The sequence below is a fragment of the Thermopetrobacter sp. TC1 genome (assembly GCF_000746275.1).
Lineage (GTDB): Bacteria > Pseudomonadota > Alphaproteobacteria > Rhizobiales > Aestuariivirgaceae > Thermopetrobacter.
This window is the reverse complement of sequence record NZ_KN050829.1, coordinates 90,184-110,669: the sequence shown is the minus strand read 5'-3', so window position 1 is coordinate 110,669 and position 20,486 is coordinate 90,184. Positions and strand designations below refer to the sequence as shown.

The 20,486-nt window shown below is 61.8% G+C and carries 18 protein-coding genes and 1 tRNA gene; 11 read left to right on the top strand and 8 right to left on the bottom strand.

Annotated elements, in window-relative coordinates; translation table 11 throughout:
- Positions 1 to 140 precede the first annotated feature (140 nt).
- Positions 141 to 1,259, bottom strand: coding sequence for a pyridoxal phosphate-dependent aminotransferase (locus EK16_RS08915; protein ID WP_038036454.1), 1,119 nt, complete (start codon positions 1,257 to 1,259; stop codon positions 141 to 143).
- Positions 1,260 to 1,542: 283 nt separating this feature from the next.
- Between EK16_RS08915 and EK16_RS08910 the strand changes: the two genes are divergently transcribed.
- Positions 1,543 to 1,986 (top strand): hypothetical protein, encoded by a 444-nt coding sequence (locus tag EK16_RS08910; RefSeq protein WP_197059665.1) that lies wholly within the window; start codon positions 1,543 to 1,545, stop codon positions 1,984 to 1,986.
- A gap of 30 nt (positions 1,987 to 2,016) precedes the next feature.
- Here EK16_RS08910 and EK16_RS08905 read toward each other — a convergent pair whose 3' ends face one another.
- Positions 2,017 to 2,673 carry a thioredoxin family protein gene (locus tag EK16_RS08905; protein WP_081910436.1) on the bottom strand — a complete coding sequence of 219 codons (657 nt, stop codon included), beginning with the start codon at positions 2,671 to 2,673 and terminating at the stop codon, positions 2,017 to 2,019.
- 91 nt (positions 2,674 to 2,764) lie between these two features.
- Here EK16_RS08905 and EK16_RS08900 point away from each other — a divergent pair, with 91 nt between their 5' ends.
- From EK16_RS08900 to EK16_RS08880, 4 genes are all read left to right on the top strand, one after another.
- Positions 2,765 to 3,724, top strand: a complete 960-nt coding sequence (locus EK16_RS08900; RefSeq protein WP_038036450.1) for a patatin-like phospholipase family protein — start codon at positions 2,765 to 2,767, stop codon at positions 3,722 to 3,724.
- Positions 3,725 to 3,784: 60 nt separating this feature from the next.
- On the top strand, positions 3,785 to 5,059 hold the full coding sequence (locus tag EK16_RS12295; protein ID WP_156098548.1) for a hypothetical protein: 1,275 nt from the start codon (positions 3,785 to 3,787) through the stop codon (positions 5,057 to 5,059).
- 119 nt (positions 5,060 to 5,178) lie between these two features.
- The gene (gene crcB / locus EK16_RS08885) at positions 5,179 to 5,565 is read left to right on the top strand and encodes a fluoride efflux transporter CrcB (RefSeq protein WP_038036447.1); all 387 of its coding nucleotides are present in this window, start codon (positions 5,179 to 5,181) and stop codon (positions 5,563 to 5,565) included.
- Between the two features lie 125 nt (positions 5,566 to 5,690).
- Entirely contained in the window at positions 5,691 to 6,713 is a 1,023-nt protein-coding gene (locus EK16_RS08880) for an RluA family pseudouridine synthase (protein WP_038036446.1), read from the top strand.
- A gap of 153 nt (positions 6,714 to 6,866) precedes the next feature.
- Here the strand turns inward: EK16_RS08880 and EK16_RS08875 are convergent, their stop codons facing one another.
- The 3 genes from EK16_RS08875 to EK16_RS08865 form a co-directional block, all read right to left on the bottom strand.
- Positions 6,867 to 7,121 (bottom strand): hypothetical protein, encoded by a 255-nt coding sequence (locus EK16_RS08875; protein ID WP_038036445.1) that lies wholly within the window; start codon positions 7,119 to 7,121, stop codon positions 6,867 to 6,869.
- Between the two features lie 106 nt (positions 7,122 to 7,227).
- Positions 7,228 to 8,025, bottom strand: coding sequence for an RlmE family RNA methyltransferase (locus tag EK16_RS08870; protein ID WP_051929162.1), 798 nt, complete (start codon positions 8,023 to 8,025; stop codon positions 7,228 to 7,230).
- Complete coding sequence (locus EK16_RS08865; RefSeq protein ID WP_051929161.1) at positions 8,003 to 9,082, bottom strand: Ppx/GppA phosphatase family protein; 1,080 nt, start codon at positions 9,080 to 9,082, stop codon at positions 8,003 to 8,005. The genes EK16_RS08870 and EK16_RS08865 overlap by 23 nt, the downstream gene beginning before the upstream one ends.
- 361 nt (positions 9,083 to 9,443) lie before the next feature.
- Between EK16_RS08865 and EK16_RS08860 the strand changes: the two genes are divergently transcribed.
- From EK16_RS08860 to der, 5 genes are all read left to right on the top strand, one after another.
- Positions 9,444 to 10,325 (top strand): sensor histidine kinase, encoded by an 882-nt coding sequence (locus tag EK16_RS08860; protein ID WP_051929160.1) that lies wholly within the window; start codon positions 9,444 to 9,446, stop codon positions 10,323 to 10,325.
- Positions 10,326 to 10,388: 63 nt separating this feature from the next.
- Positions 10,389 to 12,497, top strand: a complete 2,109-nt coding sequence (locus EK16_RS08855; RefSeq protein WP_051929159.1) for an ATP-binding protein — start codon at positions 10,389 to 10,391, stop codon at positions 12,495 to 12,497.
- A gap of 181 nt (positions 12,498 to 12,678) precedes the next feature.
- Positions 12,679 to 12,752, top strand: a tRNA-Gln gene (locus tag EK16_RS08850).
- Between the two features lie 124 nt (positions 12,753 to 12,876).
- The gene (locus EK16_RS08845) at positions 12,877 to 14,163 is read left to right on the top strand and encodes an RsmB/NOP family class I SAM-dependent RNA methyltransferase (protein ID WP_038036444.1); all 1,287 of its coding nucleotides are present in this window, start codon (positions 12,877 to 12,879) and stop codon (positions 14,161 to 14,163) included.
- A 128-nt stretch (positions 14,164 to 14,291) separates the two neighbouring features.
- Positions 14,292 to 15,767, top strand: a complete 1,476-nt coding sequence (der, locus tag EK16_RS08840) for a ribosome biogenesis GTPase Der (RefSeq protein WP_051929158.1) — start codon at positions 14,292 to 14,294, stop codon at positions 15,765 to 15,767.
- A 432-nt stretch (positions 15,768 to 16,199) separates the two neighbouring features.
- Here the strand turns inward: der and EK16_RS08835 are convergent, their stop codons facing one another.
- The 3 genes from EK16_RS08835 to EK16_RS08825 all read right to left on the bottom strand — a co-directional run bounded on the left by EK16_RS08835 (position 16,200) and on the right by EK16_RS08825 (position 18,895).
- Positions 16,200 to 16,841 carry a L,D-transpeptidase gene (locus EK16_RS08835; RefSeq protein WP_081910435.1) on the bottom strand — a complete coding sequence of 214 codons (642 nt, stop codon included), beginning with the start codon at positions 16,839 to 16,841 and terminating at the stop codon, positions 16,200 to 16,202.
- A gap of 452 nt (positions 16,842 to 17,293) precedes the next feature.
- Positions 17,294 to 18,550 (bottom strand): nicotinate phosphoribosyltransferase, encoded by a 1,257-nt coding sequence (locus EK16_RS08830; RefSeq protein WP_231573656.1) that lies wholly within the window; start codon positions 18,548 to 18,550, stop codon positions 17,294 to 17,296.
- Between the two features lie 15 nt (positions 18,551 to 18,565).
- Positions 18,566 to 18,895: a DUF1476 domain-containing protein gene (locus EK16_RS08825; protein ID WP_038036578.1), complete on the bottom strand. Its 330-nt coding sequence runs from the start codon at positions 18,893 to 18,895 to the stop codon at positions 18,566 to 18,568.
- A 708-nt stretch (positions 18,896 to 19,603) separates the two neighbouring features.
- On the opposite strand from EK16_RS08825, the gene purC reads away from it, so the two are divergent.
- Positions 19,604 to 20,377, top strand: coding sequence for a phosphoribosylaminoimidazolesuccinocarboxamide synthase (gene purC, locus EK16_RS08820; protein ID WP_038036443.1), 774 nt, complete (start codon positions 19,604 to 19,606; stop codon positions 20,375 to 20,377).
- Positions 20,378 to 20,486 lie beyond the last annotated feature (109 nt).

The following is a 20,486-nucleotide window of genomic DNA, read 5'->3' as shown; positions in this document are numbered from 1 at the left end:
CCGGTGCGTCCTCGGTAGAGCAAAACGCTTAAACGAACAAGAGCGACATGGTGTCGGCAGCCACGTCAGTTTCACCATGCGCACAGCGAGGGGCCGAATAGCCCTCTTATGCGGTGGGTAAAGCCGGTTTCGCTGCGTCCCTAGCGCGCCGCGGCTGCGGCGAGGGCGTCCGGCAGGTGGCGCTCGAACAGATCAAGATGGTCATCCGTGCCGGCGGAGACGCGGATGCAGCGGTTCTGCGGCGGGCCGAAGGCCATGCGGATGAAGATGCCGCGGCGGCCCATTTCCTCCACCAGCGCGCGGGCAAAGGCGGCATCGCGCCCGGTATCGATGGCGAGAAAGTTGGTGGCGGTGGGAAGAGGCTTAAGGCCATGGGCGCGGGCAATATCGGCCAGCCGCTCAAGCGAGGCGCGCACGCGGCGCAGCATGTCGTTGAGCCAGTCCTCATCCTCAAGCGCGGCCAGCGCGGCGGCCTGGGCGAGGCGGTTGACGCCGAAGTGATTGCGGATCTTGTCAAAGGCGGAAATGAGATGCTCATGCCCAATTGCATAGGCGATGCGCATGCCGGCGAGGCCATAGGCCTTGGAAAAGGTGCGCATGCGGATGATGCGGGGATCGGAGACATCGATGGGCGGGGCGGTGCCCTTAGGCGCAAACTCGATGTAGGCCTCATCAAGACAAAGCACGGCATCCTCCGGCAATTGCGCGATCATTTCGGTGAGGGCTTGCGCCTCATGCCAGGTGCCCATGGGATTGTCGGGATTGGCCACATAAACAAGCGGCGCGCCGCTTTCGCGGGCAGCACGGGCCAGACCGGCGAGATTCTCGCGGTCGTCTTCCGTGTAGGGCACGGCGACAAAACGGCCGCCATGACCGGCGACATGATAGTTGAAGGTGGGATAGCCGCCTTTTGAGACGACAACGGGCGTGCCGGGCGTTACGAGCAGGCGCACGAGCAGGCCGAGCAGGCCGTCAATGCCCTCGCCGATCACGATGTTTTCCGGCCGCACGCCGTGCCGCTCGGCCAAAGCCCGCTTGAGATCGTGATTTTCCGGATCGCCGTAGGCCCAGACGTCATCAAGCGCGGCGGCCATGGCGGCACGGGCTTTGGGCGATGGGCTGAAGACATTCTCATTGGCGCCGATGCGGGCGGCGAAGGGCTTTCCCATGGCGCGTTCCAGCGCCTCAGGCCCGGTGAAGGGCACGCTGGCGGGCAGGCTGGCGATCAGTGGCGTGAAACGCGGCGCGGATGCGGACATGGCACACTCCTTCCTCTCCCACTCCCGCAAGGCGCGGTACTGCTCGTGCTGTTTTACACACCGCACAAACCCCGCGCCTGGCGCCGGCATTCTGCCCGTTCGCGCCCATCCTGTTCAAGAGCGCGCCCGTTTCGACATTGGCCCAATGTTCTGGCCCTTGAGCGATTCGAGAAAACGGAAGGCGGCTGCGGGCAGCGCTCTTGACGGCGGGGCCAGGCATCCCTCACCTTGCGCGGGCGCATTTGCTTGCAAAGAGACCGGGAAGGTGGGGGACTTGGGTTTCTTGGGAGGTCATGACGCGATGAACTGGATGCTGGCGCTGCATCTCGTGGTTCTGGCCATGGGCACGGGCATGAGCTTTTCCAATCTGGTCAATTTCGCTCTTGCCGCCCGGCTGCCGGCGGAACAGGCGCGGTTGCTGGCGGGCCTGCGCATGGTGATGGGCCGCATTGGCGATGGCGTGATCGCCCTGATCTGGTTGAGCGGCTTATTTCTGGCGGCGGGCATGGGCGGCGGCGCCGGCATGGATGCCTTTCCGGTGGCCTTTCATGTCAAGATGCTTTTCGTGCTGTTGCTGACGCTATCGCACATCGGCGCGCGCTACAGCGCCAGCCGCGCGGCAAAGGGCGGCGGGGCTGTGTGGATCATGCGCGCGCGCCTGTTCACGGCCGGGGTCTTTCTCTCCGCCGTGGCCTCCATCGTGCTCGCCGTCCTCGCCTTCCGCTGAAAGGCTTAGTGTCTGGCTTTTTTCACGCTCCTAGCTCTTCTTTCGCATGTATTGCAGGAAGGGCACCTTCTTGTAAGCGCCGCTGGTGACATACTTGAAGGCCTTCAGGAAATCCGCAGGCGTTGCGGCAATCAGGCCCGGCAGGCGATGAACGATGCGCATCTGCGGCGTGCGCTTGCCCAGGTTCTCCGGGTCCTCCATGTCAAAGAAGAGGATATAGGGCGTGGTGAAGGCCATGTATTTGCGGCACCAGTCGCGCTCGCTCAACGTTTCGCCATCGAAATCGGTCACTTCGCGCAGGCCCTTCAAGTTGATCTGCAGGATGGCGAAGTGCTTTCTCAGATAGTCGCACACCTCGGGCCGCACGAGGATTTTCTCGTGCATCTTGGCGCAATAGGGACAGCCCTTCTGCTCCACGACGACAACGAACCACTTGCCCTGCTTCTTCGCCGTCTTCAGCTCCTCGTTGAGATCAAGGAAGGAATCCTGGATGAACCACGGCTGCATGTGCAGGCCGTCTTCGGTGATGACATACGTGCCGCAAGCGGCCTTGTCATCGGTGGCGGCCTGTGCGCGGCGCAGACGGCCGCCGAATGCGGAAAGGGCCATGGCGGATACCGCAGCACCGCCCAGAAGGAGACGGCGGCGGGTGAGATGCGCAGAATCAGTCCTTGGTGTTTTGGTCATGTCTGCCTCGTTCCTGTGCGTTTTCTCCCGGATTTTCTGTTATGGTGGGTGACCCGCCCCCGGCTGGGAGAGGATCGACCGTGTAAAAACCATGACAGAACCACGCAAAAAGGCAAGAGAGCTGAAGGTGGGGCTGGCGCTGGGCTCCGGCGCGGCGCGCGGCTGGGCGCATATTGGCGTTATCGAAACCCTCATTGAGGCGGACATTCCCATCGACATGATCGCCGGCAGCTCCATGGGGGCGCTCATTGGCGCGGCGCATGCGGCAGGACGGCTCGCCGCCTTGCACGAATGGGCGCGAAAGCTGACCTGGCGCGGGATTGTGCGCCTGCTTGATGTGCATTTGTCGGAAGGCGGGCTGATCCGGGGCGAGGAGATCGTGCGCCTGCTTGAAACCTTAGGCATTCACGGCGCGATCGAGAGCCTGCCCCTGCCCTTTCTTGCCGTGGCCACGGATCTGGTCACGGGCCGGGAAATCTGGCTGCGTGAAGGGGAACTGACGGATGCGGTGCGCGCCTCCATTGCCATTCCCGGCATCTTCTCGCCCTGGCATCACGGGCGGGAATGGCTGCTGGACGGTGGCCTGGTCAATCCGGTGCCGGTTTCGGCCTGCCGCGCCATGGGGGCGGATGTCATCATCGCGGTCAACCTCAACGGCGATCTTGTGGGCTCTGCGCGCTTTCCCGTCCGTCGTAGGCGGGAGGTGGATCCCCTCGCCCTGATGACGGAGCATCTGCCGGAATCGATGCAAGCACTCATGCGCGAGCTGTTCGGCGACCCAGAGACGGAAAAGGAGGCGCAATCACAGGCGCTGCGCCCCGGCTATTTCGATGTGCTCGCTTCCGCCATCAACATCATGCAGGATCAGATCACGCGTGCGCGCCTGGCTGGTGAGCCGCCGCATGTGCTGATTTCGCCGCGTCTGGCCGATTTCGAGCTGCTCGACTTTGACCGGGCGGAAACCGCCATCGCCGAAGGCCGGCGCGCCACCGAACACCTGCTTTCCCATATCGAACACGTTCTGACGCTTTACGAAAGAGGCCATGTGTGAGATGCATGCGGCGGTCGGATACTTGCCGGAACGAAGGAGAAAGCGGATCGTCTACCTGGCATGATGATAGCCACTTACAGACAATGCCGTTTATTGCAGAAAATTCGCTGGGTGTGGTTTGCACTGAAAAATTATGCTTTCAAAAAATTTATTGGAAAGGCTCCGGATAAAATCAAAACGGTCCAGCTCCCTAATAATAGAAAAAATCTGGACAAATTCATTCTTGAAAATGCCAAGGATATGAATTTGTTTGCTTATTATTTGTTTTATAATAATTTAACCGAAGAAGGATATATACTGAGCAAAAAGCTGGAGAAAGAATTATCAAAATATTTGCCCTGGAAAAGATTACTAAGTCTCGATAAAAATGATTATAGAGGCTATTATGATTACACTTCCGAACAACTTATTGATAACATCCATTCAAAAACAAGAGATCATTTGACAATAAAAAGATATCAGGGTGAACCCATTGATGAAAATGATGCCATTCTGATGTTTCCAGGCATTGGTGATGAGATTTCTGCATGCGTTCTGTTTTCCATGATCGAAAAAAGAAACTTGAATATTTATTGCGATCACAGGCTCAAGCCGATCATTGAAAGCACCTTCGAAGGAATACGCGTTCATCCTGTCCGGAGGATCAACCCCTTTTCCGCCGGTTTACGAGAACTTCTCACCTTCACAGATCACTTCTGCAACCTGCCCACTTTCCACCTGGCGAAGTTCATGGATGGACGAACGCTTTCCTTGCTCGGGCAATACAGAAATGTCTATAGTGTCTTCGATCTGCTTGCTCATCACAGGACGGATGACAATTACAGGCACGTCACATACTTCAAACCCGCAAGATCCGTGTCTCTCCCCGAAATTCCTAAAGGAAAGAAACGAGTAGGTATTTTCTGGCGAAGCTTGAGCCGGAAGGGCGAAAGGGACATGTACGCCCTTCCTGAAAAAGCCGTCAGAACCATCCTCAATCAGGGGGATGCCATATTCGTGAATCTGCAATACAGATCCCGTTTCACCCATGACAAGATGATCAATCCGAACATCGACAAGGTAAATGACATCGAAGGGCTGTGCGCTCTTGTCAAAGAGCTCGATCTCGTCATCGGGCCAGCAACGGCAACAGTGCGCATTTCGGCCATGTCCGGCACGCCGACCCTTATCTATTCTGCCGGGTTGGTCAGCAAATTCTACAGAGATGCAGAAAACCGCGACAAGCGCATGCCCCTCACCCGACATATTCCCTGCGACAACGTTTCGGACGTGGACAAGGCCACCCAAGAAATCATCGACATCATCAATGACAGAAAGGTGATCGATTTTTCATGAGAATGAATCCCTTGCAATGAGATCTTGAGTACCCTTGCCTTTTTCCGGCCGGCGCGGGTATCAAGGCGGCGGCTTTCGCGTTTTTTACGCATTAGAAACGGAAAAACGAACATGAGGCCATGACACCTGCGCTGATCAGTGCGGTCGCCGTCGGCGGCGCCATCGGGGCCACGGGGCGCTATCTCGTCACCGTTCTGGCCACGCGCCTGTTCGGTCACGCCTTTCCCTGGGGGACGGTGATTGTCAACGTTCTGGGCTCCTTTGCCATGGGCGCGCTGATCACCTACATGGCCCTGAAATGGTCGGCCACACAGGAGGCGCGCGCCTTTCTGGCCGTGGGCGTGCTCGGCGGTTTCACCACTTTCTCCACCTTTTCGCTTGATTTCGCCACGCTTTATGAGCGCAAGCATGCCATTGTGGCCGTTCTCTATGCGGCGGGGTCGGTGGGGCTGTCGCTCATTGCCATCTTTGCCGGCATGGCCCTGATGCGCCATCTTTATGGATGAGGCATGTCCTTGCCGGCTTGCACGGAAAACTGTTTTTTTCAGGCTTTCGTGCTTGAGGCGCCGGCATGAAGCTGGGCAAGATTTATTTTTGAATTCAGAAACTTAACTCCTGGAGTTTCAAGGCGGTGGCAAAGGTTCGCAAGGAGCGCGTGAGAAAAGAGGATGCCGGTTTGCGGCTGGATCGCTGGCTGAAGGCGCGTTTTCCCACCCTGCCGTTTGCGCGCATTCAGCGCCTGTTGCGCAAGGGCGAGGTGCGGGTGAACAGCCGGCGTGCGAAGCCGGCGCTCAGGCTGCAGGCCGGCGATGAAGTGCGCATTCCGCCCATCGCCGACGGGCCTGCGGCCGATGCCGATGCGTCATCCGCGCTCAAGCTCTCGGCGCGGGAGCGGGAGATGTTCGAATCCCGCATCCTGTTCGAGGACGAAGATCTCCTCATCATCAACAAGCCTTCCGGCCTTGCCGTGCAGGGCGGAAGCCGCACTTTACGGCACATCGACGGGCTTCTCGCCGCCCTGACCCGGGAAGGGCGCTTTCGCGAACGGCCGCGGCTGGTGCATCGGCTGGACAGGGACACTTCCGGCGTTCTCGTCATTGCCAAGCGGCGCGCCATCGCCGCACATCTGGGGCGGCTGTTTGCCAGCCGGGCGGTGCGCAAGATCTACTGGGCGGTGGTGAAGGGCGTGCCGCATCCGCTGCAGGGAAAGATCGACATGCCGCTCATCAAGGCGCGCACGCGCCCCGGCGAGGGTGAGCGGATGCGTCCGGCAAAACCGAACGAACCGGAGGCGCGCCCGGCCACGACCCATTATGCCGTCATCGACCGGGCAAGCCCGGTGGCCGCCTGGGTGTCGCTGAAGCCGGTGACCGGCCGGCAGCATCAGCTGCGGGCACACATGGCCTTCATCGGCCATCCCATTTTCGGCGACGGCAAGTATGGCGGCCTGAAAGGGCTGCCCGAAGGCGTGGCCAGGGCCCTGCATCTGCATGCGCGGCGCATAAGCTTTCCGCATCCGTCCGATCCGGCCCGCACCGTGGACGTGACCGCGCCGCTGCCCGATCACATGAAACAGACCTTTGCCCTGCTCGGCTTCGATGCGGCGCGCTACATCGATCCGCTGGGCGATCCCTCATGCCGCAGCTGCCGCTGAAGAACAAAGCGCCCGGTGTGGATTTGTGAAACGGGCATGAAAAAAGCCGGCGCAAATGCCGGCCGGTGCTCCCTTCGCCCTTCTTGAGAGATCATCTCCAATTGCCGGGAGAAGGGACAAAAAAAGCGAACGTTTTCGTTCGCCTGTCAAACTTCAGCCCTGTTCAAGCGCCCGCTCCAGCTCACGCAGCTCTTCCTCCACGGGCATGGCGATGCGCTCCGGCGCGCCGCAGCGGTTGTACCAGTAGGCGGCGTTGGAGCGGTCGCCCTCGATCTTGTGCAAAATGGCGTGAAGCCAGTTGCCATAAGAATCGGGGTTGCGCTGGGCGATGCGGTGTGCCGCTTCCCAGTCTCCCATCTCGAGCAGTCTGATGGCCTTCAGCAGCATTTTCCTGTCCGATTCGAGCATTGTCCTTTCTCTTGCACGTTTCAGTATGAAGGGCTTTTTCTTACTAAAGTGTAACAGATCGATGGCGCGGGCAAGGCGGTGGGCTGCCGCATGCGCTCCTTATTTGTCAGGATTCTGCTCTATCCTCGCTTTGCCTGGTGTGATCCCTGGTCGATTCTTTTTCTTCCGCCCCAACCTTTCCGCCGCGGAAGCCCAGGGCGATGACATAGAGCTCGGCCGAATCCGGGCGCGAGGCCTCCGGCTTGAAATGGCGCACGGTGCGGAAGCTGCGTTTCAAGCGCTCAAGCAGGCCGGTTTCTGTTCCGCCGCGCAGGACCTTGGCGACGAAGGCGCCGCCCGGCGCCAGCACGCGCTCGGCAAAATCCGCCGCCGCCTCGGCCAGGGCCATGACCTTGAGGTGATCGGTCTGTCTGTGACCGGTGGCGTGGGCGGCCATGTCGGAAAGCACGACATCGGCGGCGCGTCCGCCCAAGGCTTCGCGAATGGCCTCTTCCGCCCCCTCTTCCAGAAAATCCTGCTTGAGCACGGTCACGCCGGGGATGGGCTCCACGGAATGGATGTCCACGGCGATGACACGCCCCTCGCCCTCAGCGGCGCGGGTGCGCTCCGCCGCAACCTGCGACCAGCCGCCGGGCGTGGCACCGAGATCAACAACACAGGCGCCGGGCTTGAGGATGTGAAACTTGTCGTCGATGCCGATCAGCTTGAAGGCGGCGCGGGAGCGATAACCGCGGCGGCGGGCCTCGGCGACAAAGGGATCGTTCAGCTGCCGCTGCAGCCAGCGCACCTGCGAGGTGGTGCGGCCGCGGGCCTTTTTGACCCTGACCTTCAGCCGGCGCGCCTCGCCACGGCCGGAATCACCGCGTTTCCTGCGGAAGCCTTCAGGTCGTCTCGGCCCGGGCATAGGTGCCATCCTCCATCATCAGTTCGGTCAGGATGCCCTCGCGCAGACCACGATCGGCCACGCGAATGCGCTCCGCCGGCCAGATGGCGCAGATCTCCTCGAGAATGGCGCAGCCGGCAATGACGAGATCGGCGCGCTCCGGCCCGATGCAGCCGTTGGCGGCGCGTTCGGCCAGCGACATGCGGCGCAGCTTCTCCGAAACCATGCGCACCTGCGCGCGGCTCAGCCAGCAGCCGTCCACGCGGTTGCGGTCATAGCGACGCAGGCCCAAGGAGACGCCGGAAATGGTGGTCACGGTGCCGGACGTGCCCAGCAGATGATCGGGAACCTCCGGCAGGCCGAGCTCTCTTAACCGCGCGGCGAAATGTTCAAGATCCCGGCGCACGAAACGGCGCATCTCGGCATAGGTCTCCCTGGATACCTCGCGACCGCCGAAGCGCTCCGAAAGTGTCACCACGCCGACGGGAATGGAGGTCCATTCCCGCACTTCCAGCCGCTCATGCGTCTTGCCGGCGGCAGAGAGCCAGAGAAGCTCGGTGGAGCCGCCGCCGATGTCGAAAACAAGGACATTGCGCGCTTCTTCCGCGATCAGCGGACAGGCGCCGGCAGCGGCCAGCCGCGCCTCGGTTTCGGCATCCACCACCTCAAGATCGAGCCCCAGCTCCCGCCTTACGCGCTCGATGAAGGCCGGGCCGTTCTGTGCGGCGCGACAGGCCTGGGTGGCGATGAGGCGGGCACGCCGCACCTTCCACCAGCGCAGCTTGTTGGCGCAGACACGCAGGGCATCCAGCGTGCGCGCCTGGGCTTCCTCGGAGAGGCGGCCGGTTCTGGACACGCCCTCGCCGAGCCGGACGATGCGCGAGAAGGCATCGACCACGACAAAGCCGTTCTCCGCCGGCATGGCCAGCAGAAGCCGGCAATTGTTGGTGCCGAGATCAAGGGCGCCATAAACCGGGCGCCCCGAATCACGCAGCTTCAGCAGCCGCTCGGCATGGCGCGAGCCGGCCGCCTTCTTTCGGGCGCGCCTGATGCGGCCCGAAGCCTTCTTGCTGTTCAATCCTCAAACTCCCGCACCTCCCTTCGGGCAGAAATTGCCGGCGCCGTGCCGAAACCGACGGCTGCCTGGCCAATGGCGCAATCCCGAAACGGGAAGTGACATGTTCTGGTGTTCCGTGTGTCGGTGACAAGCTTATCAGCCTTTCGGCCCATGCAAAAGGGCAAAGGGGCACAGGGCCAGAAGCGAGAGCAAACGTGCGCGGCGAAGGCTTCCATGGCCTTGCAATAGCCCTTGCCAGAATGGCGCGAAAATGCGCGCAGGCGTTAACGCATCCTTATGGCCTGCCTGCTAGGCTGCAAGGCAGAATTGGGTTCGAGTGGCAGGCGAACAGACGCATTTCGCAAACGGGGCTTCAAAAACCATGTCCTTCGGATTTTCCATCAGCCGCAGACGCTGCCCTGAGGACGATGGCCGTCCCGGCGCGCTGCTCTCCAATTATGTGGAAAATCTGGGCTCGTCGATGATGCGGCGCAAGACGGCGCTGGCGCTGAAAGCGGCGCGGGCGGAAGCGGAGCTGGCCTCGCGCGCCAAGTCCGAGTTCATCGCCAACATGAGCCATGAGCTGCGCACGCCGCTCAATGCCATCATCGGCTTTTCGGAGATGCTGAAGGACGCGCCGAGGATGGATGATACGCAGCGGGCGCAATACGCCGGCTACATTCATGAGGCCGCCCAGCACCTCCTGCATCTGATCAACACCATTCTCGATACGTCCAAGATCCAGGCCGGCAAGCTGGCGCTGGAGCTGCGCCCGGTGCCCCTGGATGACATCATCGAGGCATCCTTACGCCTGGTGGCGCCGCGGGCGAAGGAGCGCAACATCGCTCTTGAATGGAAGGAGGAAGCCCTGCCGGTCATTCAGGCCGATCCGCTCAGGCTGCGGCAGGTGTTCATCAACATTCTCTCCAATGCGGTGAAGTTCACGCCGGAAGGCGGACGCGTGCGGGTGCATGTGAACGCGCAAGACGATGCCGACATGGTGCTGGTGAGCATCAGCGACACCGGAATTGGCATGACGGAAGAGGAAGTGGAAATCGCCATGCGTCCCTTCGGCCGGGTGGACAATGCCATCAGCCGCAATGCGGAAGGCACGGGCCTGGGCCTGCCGCTGGCGGAGGCTCTCGTGCGCCTGCACGGCGGGCGTCTGGAGATCGAAAGCAAGCCTGACAAAGGCACCACCGTGCGCCTTTATCTGCCGCGGCAGGCGCCGGCGGCGGGCAAGCCTGCACAGCGGGCGGCATAAGAGAACGCATTTGCGAATGAGCAGGGCTGTTTGAGCATTTGGAGCGAAATTGGGGGGTAGACCGTGACGAAAACGAGCGCGCTGGCCATGGACATGAATGTGGATATGCCCTCTTCCCTTGCCGATCCGGCCTTTGAGCGGGTGGGCAGGATCGTCGCCATCAGCGGCGGCCGGGCGGTTGTGATGCTTGAGGATGACTCCGAGACCGCCCAGCAGCAGAGATCGCCTGAAATCGGCACGCTGCTGAAGGTGGAGCTGGATCACACCATCGCGCTGGCGCTCGTTTCCGGGCTTTCGCAGCCGATGCCCGATGAGAGCGATGGCGGCAACAGCGTGCGCATCGCGGAAGTGGAGTTCATCGGCGAGCTGGTGCGCGGCAAGGACGGGTCATTGGAGGCCTTCCGCCGCGGTGTTTCGCAATATCCGGGCCTGGGTGACGTGGTGGCGCGCGCCACGCGCGAAGAGCTGAAAAAGGCCTATGCCTGCGATGGCGAGGCCTCGATCAAGGTGGGGGTGATCCATCAGGATCCCTCCATTCCGGCGATGGTGAAGATCGACGAGATGCTGGGCAAGCATTTCGCCATTCTCGGCACCACGGGCACGGGCAAGTCCTGCTCGGTGGCGCTGATCCTGCGCCGGATTCTGGAGAAGAACCCGAATGCACACATTCTGCTTCTGGACGTGCACCGGGAATACGCCGCAGCCTTTCGCGACATGGCCGAGATCATCTCGCCGGAAAGCCTCAATTTGCCCTTCTGGCTTCTGAATTTCGAGGAAATCTGCGAAATCCTCATCGGCGAGCATTCCCAGAAGGAGGTGGATACCGAAGTTCTGCGCGAGCTCATTCCGCAGGCAAAGGCGCGCTATCGCAACGGCCGCAGCAGCAACGGGCGGCTCAATCGTTCGCGTGAAATGATGGATGCGCAGAACATTGGTGTCGATGCCCCCCTGCCCTATCGCGCCTCGGACCTGATGAGCCTGCTGGACGAGCACATCGGCAAGCTCGAGAACAAGAGCAACCTGGCGCCCTATAAGCGGATCAAGGCCAAGCTGGACATGCTGACGCGCGATCCGCGCTATGCCTTCATGTTCGGCTCGCTGACGGTGCATGACACCATGGCCGAGGTGCTGGGCCGGCTTTTCCGCATTCCGGTGGCGGGGCGGCCGATCACGGTTCTTGAGCTGGGCGGACTGCCGTCCGAAGTGATCAACGTGGTGGTTTCGGTGCTGGCGCGGCTGGCCTTTGATTTCGGCCTTTATTCCGGTGGCAAGGTGCCCATCACCTTCGTCTGCGAGGAGGCGCACCGCTATGTGCCCAATGATCCGCGCGCCGGTTTCGAGCCCACGCGCCGGGCCATCTCCCGCATCGCCAAGGAGGGGCGCAAATATGGCGTTTCCTTATGCATCATCACGCAGCGGCCGGCGGAGCTGGATCCCACCATTCTTTCGCAGTGCAACACCGTATTTTCCTTGCGCCTGACCAACGAGCGCGACCAGGAGATCCTGCGCGCCGGCATTTCCGATTCCGCCGCATCCCTGATGGATTTCATGCCGACCATGGGCGTGGGCGAGGCGGTGGCCTTCGGCGAAGGTGTGGCGCTGCCCACCCGTATCCGTTTCGACCGGCTGCCGCCGGAGCATCTGCCACATTCGGCCACGGCGAGCTTCTCCGAACACTGGCGGAAGGATATCAACGAGCCGAATTTCCTGCATTCGGTGGTGGCGCGCTGGCGTCAGCAGGCGATGGACATGCCCGTGCCCACGCCGGAGATGGCTCCTTCGGCAGCGCCGGCAGCGCAGACGGGAACCATGAACGGCGGCACAGGCCCGGTCACTGCAGGAACATCCGCAGCCGCATCCACGGGCATGGCACACCCCGCCTCCACGGCAGGCGGTGTCGCAGCCACCGGCCCTGCGCATGGAGCTGGCCACGGCGGCGGTTTTGCAGCCCCGCATGCGGGCGATCCGCGCCTGAATGCACAGGCGCAGGCCATGCCTTCCGCTGCCGCCGGTATGGCAGGCACTTCTGCGCATCCCGCCGGCATGGCCCGCCCTGCCCCGGGTGGTGTGCATCCTGCGGCTGGCCAGAGCATGCCAAGCGAGGATCAGATCAAGCAGGAGCTGCGCGCCTCCCTGCAGGATATGCTCAACACCCTGCGCAGCAATCGCTGAGCAATCAGGAGAGCACAGGTTCACCGGAACGGAGGGCGGCATCGTCCTCCGTTCCTTTCGTTTTTCAGGGGCGCGTTTTTGGCCCATTTCGCCTTCCGTCGGGTCTTGACTTCGCCCCTCGCCTTCGCTACTTGCCAGAAAGCCGGTGGCACTGAAAGGAACATGGCCAGCGGCTTCGTGCTGGGGACTCGTCTAACGGTAGGACAGCGGACTCTGACTCCGTAAGTCCAGGTTCGAATCCTGGGTCCCCAGCCATTTTTTTGTCCTGAAACCATCCGCAACCGGCGAGGCTGGCCGTGCGCCGTGCTGCCTGAGAAACGGCGTGTTTCACGTGATCTGCCGCCGGTTCGCCGCCTATCCGCATCATGGGAGAGACGCCATGAAACCCGCCGGGCATGCCGCCGCGGCCATTGAGGTTCTGCATGACATTCTGGCGCATCACAGGCCGGCGGCGGTGGCGCTTGCCGACTGGGGGCGGCGGCATCGCTTTGCCGGCAGCAAGGACCGGGCGCATATCGGCAATCTCGTCTTTGATGTGTTGCGGCGGCGGGCAAGCCTGGCCTGGCAGATGCAGGATGATTCCCCGCGGGCGCTGGTTCTGGCGCATCTGGCCTTCACCGAAGGGCTTGCGCCGGAGGCCATTGATGCCCTGGGGCGGGAGCGCCATGGCTTTGGCCCGCTCAGCGATGCGGAATGGCAAAGACTGGCCGCACCTGTACCCCTTGAAAAGGCGCCGGCATGGGTGCGCGGCAATGTGCCGGAATGGCTGTGGCCCTCGTTCGAGAACGCTTTCGGCGTACGGGCGCTTGAGGAAGCGGCGGCTCTGGCCAGGCGCGCGCCGGTGGACATTCGCACCAACATCTTACGCACGCAGCGGGCGCGGCTGAAGGCGGCACTTGCGCGCTTTGACCCTGAGGAGACGCCCTATTCCCCCTGGGGCCTGCGCTTTTTATCGCAAAAAGACAGGCGCCTGCCCGATCTTGAATCGGATGGCACCTTTGCCCGCGGGCATTTCGAGATTCAGGACGAGGGCTCGCAGGTTGCTGCCCTGCTCACCGGGGTGAAAGCCGGGGAGCAGGTGCTGGACTTATGCGCAGGCGGCGGCGGCAAGACCCTGGCCATGGCGGCGATGATGAATAATCGCGGGCAGATTTTCGCCTTCGATGCCGAGCGGCAGCGCCTGAAACCCATCTGGCAGCGCCTGCAGCGGGCGGGCGTGCGCAATGTGCAGGTGATCGAGCCGCATAAGCGGCAGCGCCTTGATGACCTTGCGGCGCGCATGCATTGCGTGCTCATCGATGCGCCCTGCTCCGGTACCGGCACCTGGCGGCGGCATCCGGACGCGCGCTGGCGCCTGCGGCCGGGCAGCCTGGAAAAACGCGTGCAGCTGCAACGCACGCTGCTGGCGCAAGGGGCGCGATATGTGCGCCCGGGCGGGCGGCTTGTCTATGTCACCTGCTCATTGCTGCCGGAAGAGAATGAAGCGATGATTGCCGCGTTCCTGAAGACCAATGAGGAATTTACACAGCTGCCCTGGCAGGCGTTCTGGCCGGAGGATTGGCCGCGGCCTGAAAGCACGGCGGAGGCGCGCGCTTTGCGCCTGACCCCGGCGCAGCACGGCACAGATGGCTTCTTTATCGCCATCTTGGGGAGAAAAGAGACTTGAGGGCCTCATTTCTTGCTTCCTGGAGCCCGGAGAGGAAGACGCATCCCTCTCTTTTCCGCTAATAAGACGGCAAGATCTTTGAAACCGCCTGGCAGCCGCATCAGATTCCAGCAACGGAAAGACACGTCATGTCCGCAGCGAAAAGCCGCAAACGCAAGCCGATCGTGGCCATCGTCGGCCGGCCCAACGTGGGCAAGTCCACGCTGTTCAACCGGCTGGTGGGCAAGCGCATCGCCATCGTGGACGACACGCCGGGTGTGACCCGCGACGTGCGCGAGGGCGATGGGCGCATCGGCGCCCTGAAGTTCCGCCTGCTCGATACCGCGGGGCTGGAGGAAGCGGAGGAAGGCACGCTTCCTGCGCGCATGACGGCCATGTCGGAGCGGGCGGTCGATTCCGCCGATGTGGTGCTGTTCATGGTGGATGCGCGCAGCGGAATCACGCCGGAGGATGAACACTTCGCCAACTGGCTGCGGCGCAAGGACAAGCCGGTGATCGTTCTGGCCAACAAGGCCGAACGCGGCGAGGACGAGGCTGCGGCGGCGGAGGCCTGGGCCCTGGGGCTTGGCGAGCCCATCCCCTTCTCCGCCGCGCACGGGCTGGGGCTGGATGTGTTGCATGACCGGCTGGAGGAGGCCTTCGAGCTCATCCGCGAAGAGCTGAAACAGCCGGCGGGCAGGCCCTCTTCCGCGGAAGAAGTGGCCGGTGAAGACGCCGCCGCGGGAGAGGAGGCCCATACGGAAGAGCGCGCGGGCGGAGAGCGGCGGCTGAAGCTTGCCATCGTCGGGCGGCCCAATGCCGGCAAGTCCACGCTGATCAATCGCCTGCTGGGCGAGGAGCGGGTGCTGACCGGGCCGGAGGCCGGCATTACGCGCGATGCCATCAAGATCGACTGGTCCTGGCAGGGGCGGCCGATCACGCTGTGGGACACTGCGGGCATGCGCCGCAAGGCGAAGGTGAAGGAGAAGCTGGAGAAGCTTTCGGTGGCCGATGCCCTGCATGCCATCCGTTTCGCCGATGTGGTGGTGCTGCTGCTTGATGCCACGGAGCCGTTGAAGAAGCAGGATCTGGCCATCGCCGATCTGGTGGCGCGGGAAGGCCGGGCGCTGGTGATCGCTGTGAACAAATGGGACCTGATCGAGGACCGCGAGGCTTATCGCAAGGAGCTGGAACGGGCCGTGGACCGGCTGTTGCCCCAGGTGATCGGTGCGCCGGTGGTGACGCTGTCTGCGCTGACGGGACGGGGGGTCAAGGACCTGATGCCGGCCGTGCTTGGTGTTTATGAGGTCTGGAACACGCGCATTCCCACCGCGCAGCTCAACCGCTGGCTGGCGGAGGCCACCCGCCGGCATCCGCCGCCAGCGCCCGGGGGCAAGCGCATCAAGATCCGCTATGTGACGCAGGCGGGCGTGCGGCCGCCCACGTTTGTTGCCTTCTCGCAGCGGGCGGAGAAAGTGCCGGATGAATATGTGCGCTATCTGGTGAAGTCGCTTAGGGATACCTTCGATTTGTGGGGCACGCCGATCCGCTTTCGCATGCGGGAGGTGGAAAACCCCTATGACGACGAAAACGGCAAGGGAAAGCGCCGGCGCAAGCGCTCCTGACACACTCTACGCCCCGCATCGTCATACCGCGGATCAGCTAGGGGAGAGGTGTCTTAACTCATTGATAAACCACAAAAAAATTCATCGCCGACCCTAACCTGTCCCGGGCTTGAACCGGGATCCCGGTAATCCAGGGCCAGGAATGAGGCGATATTGGAGGGCGATGACGCGCGCCAACAGGCTTGATTTGTGCCTTATGGAAATAAAATGCCGGAACGGGATTTTATCCCGTTCCGGAATGTTTTGGCGGGGTTTGAAACCCCGCCGAACTGTTCCGGAAGGATATGAAATATCCTTCCGGCGGTAGTAGTGCCCTGTGCCAGGGTTTATCCTTTAACTCATTGACAAGCCAAGAGAAAACGTCATTGCCACCCTTCACGCCGGCAATTCGGGAGTCACAAGCGGATAGCGCGCGCCGACAGGGTTTTTCGCTCAGTAGGCGCGTTCGAGGCGGCCGCCGAAAATGATAACCTGCCAGGGATCGAGCACCTTCTGCTTGCGGGATATGCGTTTGGCCGGAGACTTGCGCCGTTTGACAGTGCGATATGTGCGCCTGATCTGACGTTTTTTATAGAAGCGCTTCTTCACCGTGCGCTTGCGGTAACTGCGGCGGGGGGTATAGCGCGGGGTGACGCCTGTGATGCGAATGACGGTGTTCTTCTTGCCATAGCGCTTGATCAGGTCGAAGAATTCCGCAGCATCCCGCGGATGCAGGCGCACGCAGCCATGCGAGGCCGGGGTGCCGAGGCGGGAAATGACATTGGTGCCATGAATGGCATAGCCGCCGCGGAAGAAGACCGAATAGGGCATGGGCGCGTTGTCATACTTGCGGGAATAATGCATGCGCTTGAGCAGATAGGGGCGAAAGGTGCCGCGGGGGGTGTAATAACCGGGGCGACCGGTTGAGACCTTCCAGGTGTCGTAATATCTGCCATCGACATAGACGGTCATGCGCTGGCGCGAGAGGTCGATATTGGCTTCCACGCGCGCCTTCGCCTGCGCAACGGCATAGGCGAACATGACCACAAACACCGACAACACGGGCAACAGGCGCCTGATAACACACCGGACCATGTCTCACTTCCTCTCGTGCTTCCCCCACAAAAGCCAGGCGATATGGCCTTTCCGACCTGACACTGGTTCATATGCGGCCCATGAACCATGACTTGAGCTTCATGCGGCCCTGTTCCACACATGCTAGAACAATTCCAATTCCAAGTCGCATTAAAAAGACGTCAGCATGTATTTCAGAGCCGCCCTGCCCCACCATAATGGGCACATTGCGGAGCCGTTGCTGAACCAAAGCTGAATGATTTTTCGCTTTGTGCTGGCCTGATTCCCCCCTCGATCTCTGGTGGTTGCGAGGGATAGACCATGGCGGAAGGTCAGGCAAGCGATACAAGCAAAAAGGGTTTCCCGATTGCGGGATCGGCCTTGTTTCCGTTGCGCGTGGGATGCCCAACGCGTGCCCATTCGTGAAGGGGCAATCTTTTGGGAAAACAGCACCATCCATACAGAGATGGATTTCAAAGCAGGTGTTCGCGGCCGCTTTTCACGCGCGGTGTGCCGTCATAGGCAATGACATCGGCGGTGGCGTAGGTATCGTGAAAATGCACGGGCAGGAAGGAGCCGGTGCCGATGATGTCCACCGGGGCGCGTGCTGCGCCGACGACTTCGCATTTTTGCGGCCCGAAGCCGGAGGAGGCGACGATGATGGCGTCGCGATAGCCGGCGGCATCCAGGGCGCTGCGCATGTGGATGATGGCGGCAACGGAAACGCCGGTGCCGAAAAGATGGCGGCGGGCCCTGTCCACGAGAATGCTGTCCTCGTCCAGGCGCACGGCGCGGCGGCCGAGGACCTTCTCAACGATGGCATATTCCCCCTCCGCGGAAAGCCAGCCGCCTACCGTCTCCACCGACTTCTCATAATCCAGCCCCTGACAGAAACGGCCGCCGTGCGTGTCCAGCCGCACGCCAAAGATGCGCCCCTGTTCGTGCAGGCGCGCCTCCTCGTAGAACCAGCGGGCACAGGCCAGGGCATCGTCGATCTCCCGCCCGCGATAGTCCACCAGGGCGATGACATGGGTGCTTTCCGGCACGTGTTCGACAAAGAGCTTGACCGCCTCGAGCACATCGCCGCCGGTGAAACCGATGAGCGCGTGCGGCATGGTGCCCATGCCTTTAAGCCGGCCGAAGAAGGGGGCGGTGAGATCCTGCGAGGAGCCGATGAAGCCCTTCACCTGCGGATCGGCCCGTTTCGCCGCCTGCGAACCGACGGCGGCGCCATAGGCGGCGAGCAGGTTCATCACCGGCCCGGCGGCATGGCGCGCGTGCATGTCCATGAAGGCGGCGCGGGGCACGGCGGTGCACATGTCGAAGGCATTGGCGGCACAGATGCAGGGCAGCCCCACCGTCTGCAGCAGCAGGGTTTCCACCTCCGAAAGGCGGGCGAAGGAGCCGGTCACCTCCATGAGCTTGTGTTCCGCCGGCACCTCCTCACCTTCGGCATAAAACAGGCGCACGCGGGCATCGGGCACAAGGCGGGCAAGCAGGCGGCGGGCCGGCTGCAGGGCGGTGACACAGCGACGGCGCAGGAAAATGGCATAGGTCACCTCCGCATCGCCGGATGAGGCGGCGATTCTGGCGGTGTTGGTGAAGTAGCGATCGGTAAGCGCGGACAGCGGCCCGGCGGCGAGCATGAGATCGACGATATGCTCAAGCGCCCGCTCCCTGGCCTCTTCAAGGGCGCGCTCATCCATTCCCTCGCCTTCCTGCGTCGTCATGTATCCTCCGAAGCCTCAGTCCGCTTCCCTGGAAATCTGCTCCATGGCCTCGATGAGCAGCTCCTCCATCCTGCGGCGGATGCGGTGATCGGAGATGTCCACGCCCTTGGCGTCAAGATCGGCGCGGATCTTGCGGAAAACGTCCTCGTCTCCCGGCTCCTCCAGATCGGCCATCACTACCTCCTCGGCGTATTTTTCCGCCTCCGGCCCGGAAAGGCCAAGCAGCTCCGCCACCCAGAGGCCAAGCAGGCGGTTGCGGCGCGCCTCCGCCTTGAAACGCAGCTCCTGATCATGGGCGAACTTTTCCTCATAGGCGCGCTTGCGTTCCTCAAATCCGTCGGTCATCTCCTTCACGGCTCCCTTGCACGTTATGCGAAAACACCGAAATACGCCACCCGCAAGCGGAGAAACGCTTTATGCGGGCGAAGATCCATCCCTGTCGGGGAACACATACATGGGCCGCCGGGCGCGTTCAATGCGCATTTCCGGCAGAGGTGCGCAGGTTATGGACGATAACAATTTTTGCATACTACACGGCACAACGTTGCCATCTTCCTCGTCACCCCGTAGATCAGCCGGGGGCTCGTGCCGCAAACTCATGCGCTTGTGGCCTTAGATACCGGCTTTCGCCGGTATGACGATGCATGTATCGTGTAGCGTGCAATTTTTGTTTTTCAGGCAGACTTGGGGCTATCCCCCTTCCCGGCAATCAAGGACCACAGGCTGAGGTGCGCATGGAGGGCTATGGCCCTGGCCCACAGGAAGGCTTAAGAGTTCAAGTGCAAACCATAAAAGCAGCCTTGTGTCCGGTGAGGGGGGCCGCAAAAGAGCTGTGGACAGTTTAGGGGCATTCTATCGCAAAAAGCTCCCTTGCGGCTTCACAGGGGGGCCTCTCCGTGCCTATATGGCATCCTGAAAGGAGATGTTTTCCTGCCGCGTGCGCCCGCGGGCGATCCGGCCTGTGTCTAGAACGGCAAAGCGAACTTCAGCTTGAGGGAACAAACCGGCCGTTCCGCCGCGGGGCAGCGCTGGCCATCAGATGGATGACATTCCATGAATCACAAGGGCAGACGGCTTTACGAGGGCAAGGCCAAGATCCTGTATGAAGGCCCCGAGCCCGGCACGCTGGTTGTGCACTTCAAGGACGACGCCACCGCCTTCAACGGCGAGAAGTTCGAGGTGATCGAGGGCAAGGGCGTCCTCAACAACCGCATCTCGGAATTCATCTTCACGCGCCTTGGCGAGATGGGCATCCCCACCAGCTTCATCAAACGCCTGAACATGCGCGAACAGCTGCACAAGCGCGTGGAGATCATTCCGCTTGAGGTGATCGTGCGCAACATCGCCGCGGGGTCCATCGCCAAGCGGCTGGGGCTGAAGGAAGGCGATCCCCTGCCCCGCTCCATCATCGAATACTGCTACAAGAACGATGAGCTGGGCGATCCGCTGGTGGCGGAGGAACACATCACGGCCTTTGGCTGGGCCAGCCCGCAGGAGCTGGATGACATCGTGCAATATGCCATTCGCATCAACGATTATCTCTCCGGCCTTTTCGCCGGGGTGGGAATTCGGCTTGTGGACTTCAAGCTGGAATTCGGCCGTGAATATTCGCCGGACGGCATGGTGCGCACGGTGCTCGCCGATGAGATCAGCCCCGATTCCTGCCGGCTGTGGGACATGAAAACAGGCGAAAAGCTGGACAAGGACCGATTCCGCCGCGATCTCGGCGGGCTTGTGGACGCCTATACGGAAGTGGCGCGCCGGCTCGGCCTGATCACCGGCGGCGGCAACGGCATGCGCCCCGGCCCGAAGCTGGTGAAGGGATGATTCAGCATATCTTCAGCCCCATCTAAGTGCTGGAATTTTTGCTGTTAATGTCACAACTCTTCATATTGATTTCGGACTCATTTTTGTATATATTCTTGGTGGTATCCGC

Coding starts and splice junctions, on each gene's coding strand:
- EK16_RS08915 (WP_038036454.1), bottom strand. CDS start 1,259: ATGTCCGCATCCGCGCCGCGTTTCACGCCACTGATCGCCAGCCTGCCC.
- EK16_RS08905 (WP_081910436.1), bottom strand. CDS start 2,673: ATGACCAAAACACCAAGGACTGATTCTGCGCATCTCACCCGCCGCCGT.
- EK16_RS08900 (WP_038036450.1), top strand. CDS start 2,765: ATGACAGAACCACGCAAAAAGGCAAGAGAGCTGAAGGTGGGGCTGGCG.
- EK16_RS12295 (WP_156098548.1), top strand. CDS start 3,785: ATGATGATAGCCACTTACAGACAATGCCGTTTATTGCAGAAAATTCGC.
- crcB (WP_038036447.1), top strand. CDS start 5,179: ATGACACCTGCGCTGATCAGTGCGGTCGCCGTCGGCGGCGCCATCGGG.
- EK16_RS08875 (WP_038036445.1), bottom strand. CDS start 7,121: ATGCTCGAATCGGACAGGAAAATGCTGCTGAAGGCCATCAGACTGCTC.
- EK16_RS08870 (WP_051929162.1), bottom strand. CDS start 8,025: ATGCCCGGGCCGAGACGACCTGAAGGCTTCCGCAGGAAACGCGGTGAT.
- EK16_RS08860 (WP_051929160.1), top strand. CDS start 9,444: ATGTCCTTCGGATTTTCCATCAGCCGCAGACGCTGCCCTGAGGACGAT.
- EK16_RS08845 (WP_038036444.1), top strand. CDS start 12,877: ATGAAACCCGCCGGGCATGCCGCCGCGGCCATTGAGGTTCTGCATGAC.
- der (WP_051929158.1), top strand. CDS start 14,292: ATGTCCGCAGCGAAAAGCCGCAAACGCAAGCCGATCGTGGCCATCGTC.
- EK16_RS08835 (WP_081910435.1), bottom strand. CDS start 16,841: ATGGTCCGGTGTGTTATCAGGCGCCTGTTGCCCGTGTTGTCGGTGTTT.
- EK16_RS08830 (WP_231573656.1), bottom strand. CDS start 18,550: ATGACGACGCAGGAAGGCGAGGGAATGGATGAGCGCGCCCTTGAAGAG.
- EK16_RS08825 (WP_038036578.1), bottom strand. CDS start 18,895: ATGACCGACGGATTTGAGGAACGCAAGCGCGCCTATGAGGAAAAGTTC.
- purC (WP_038036443.1), top strand. CDS start 19,604: ATGAATCACAAGGGCAGACGGCTTTACGAGGGCAAGGCCAAGATCCTG.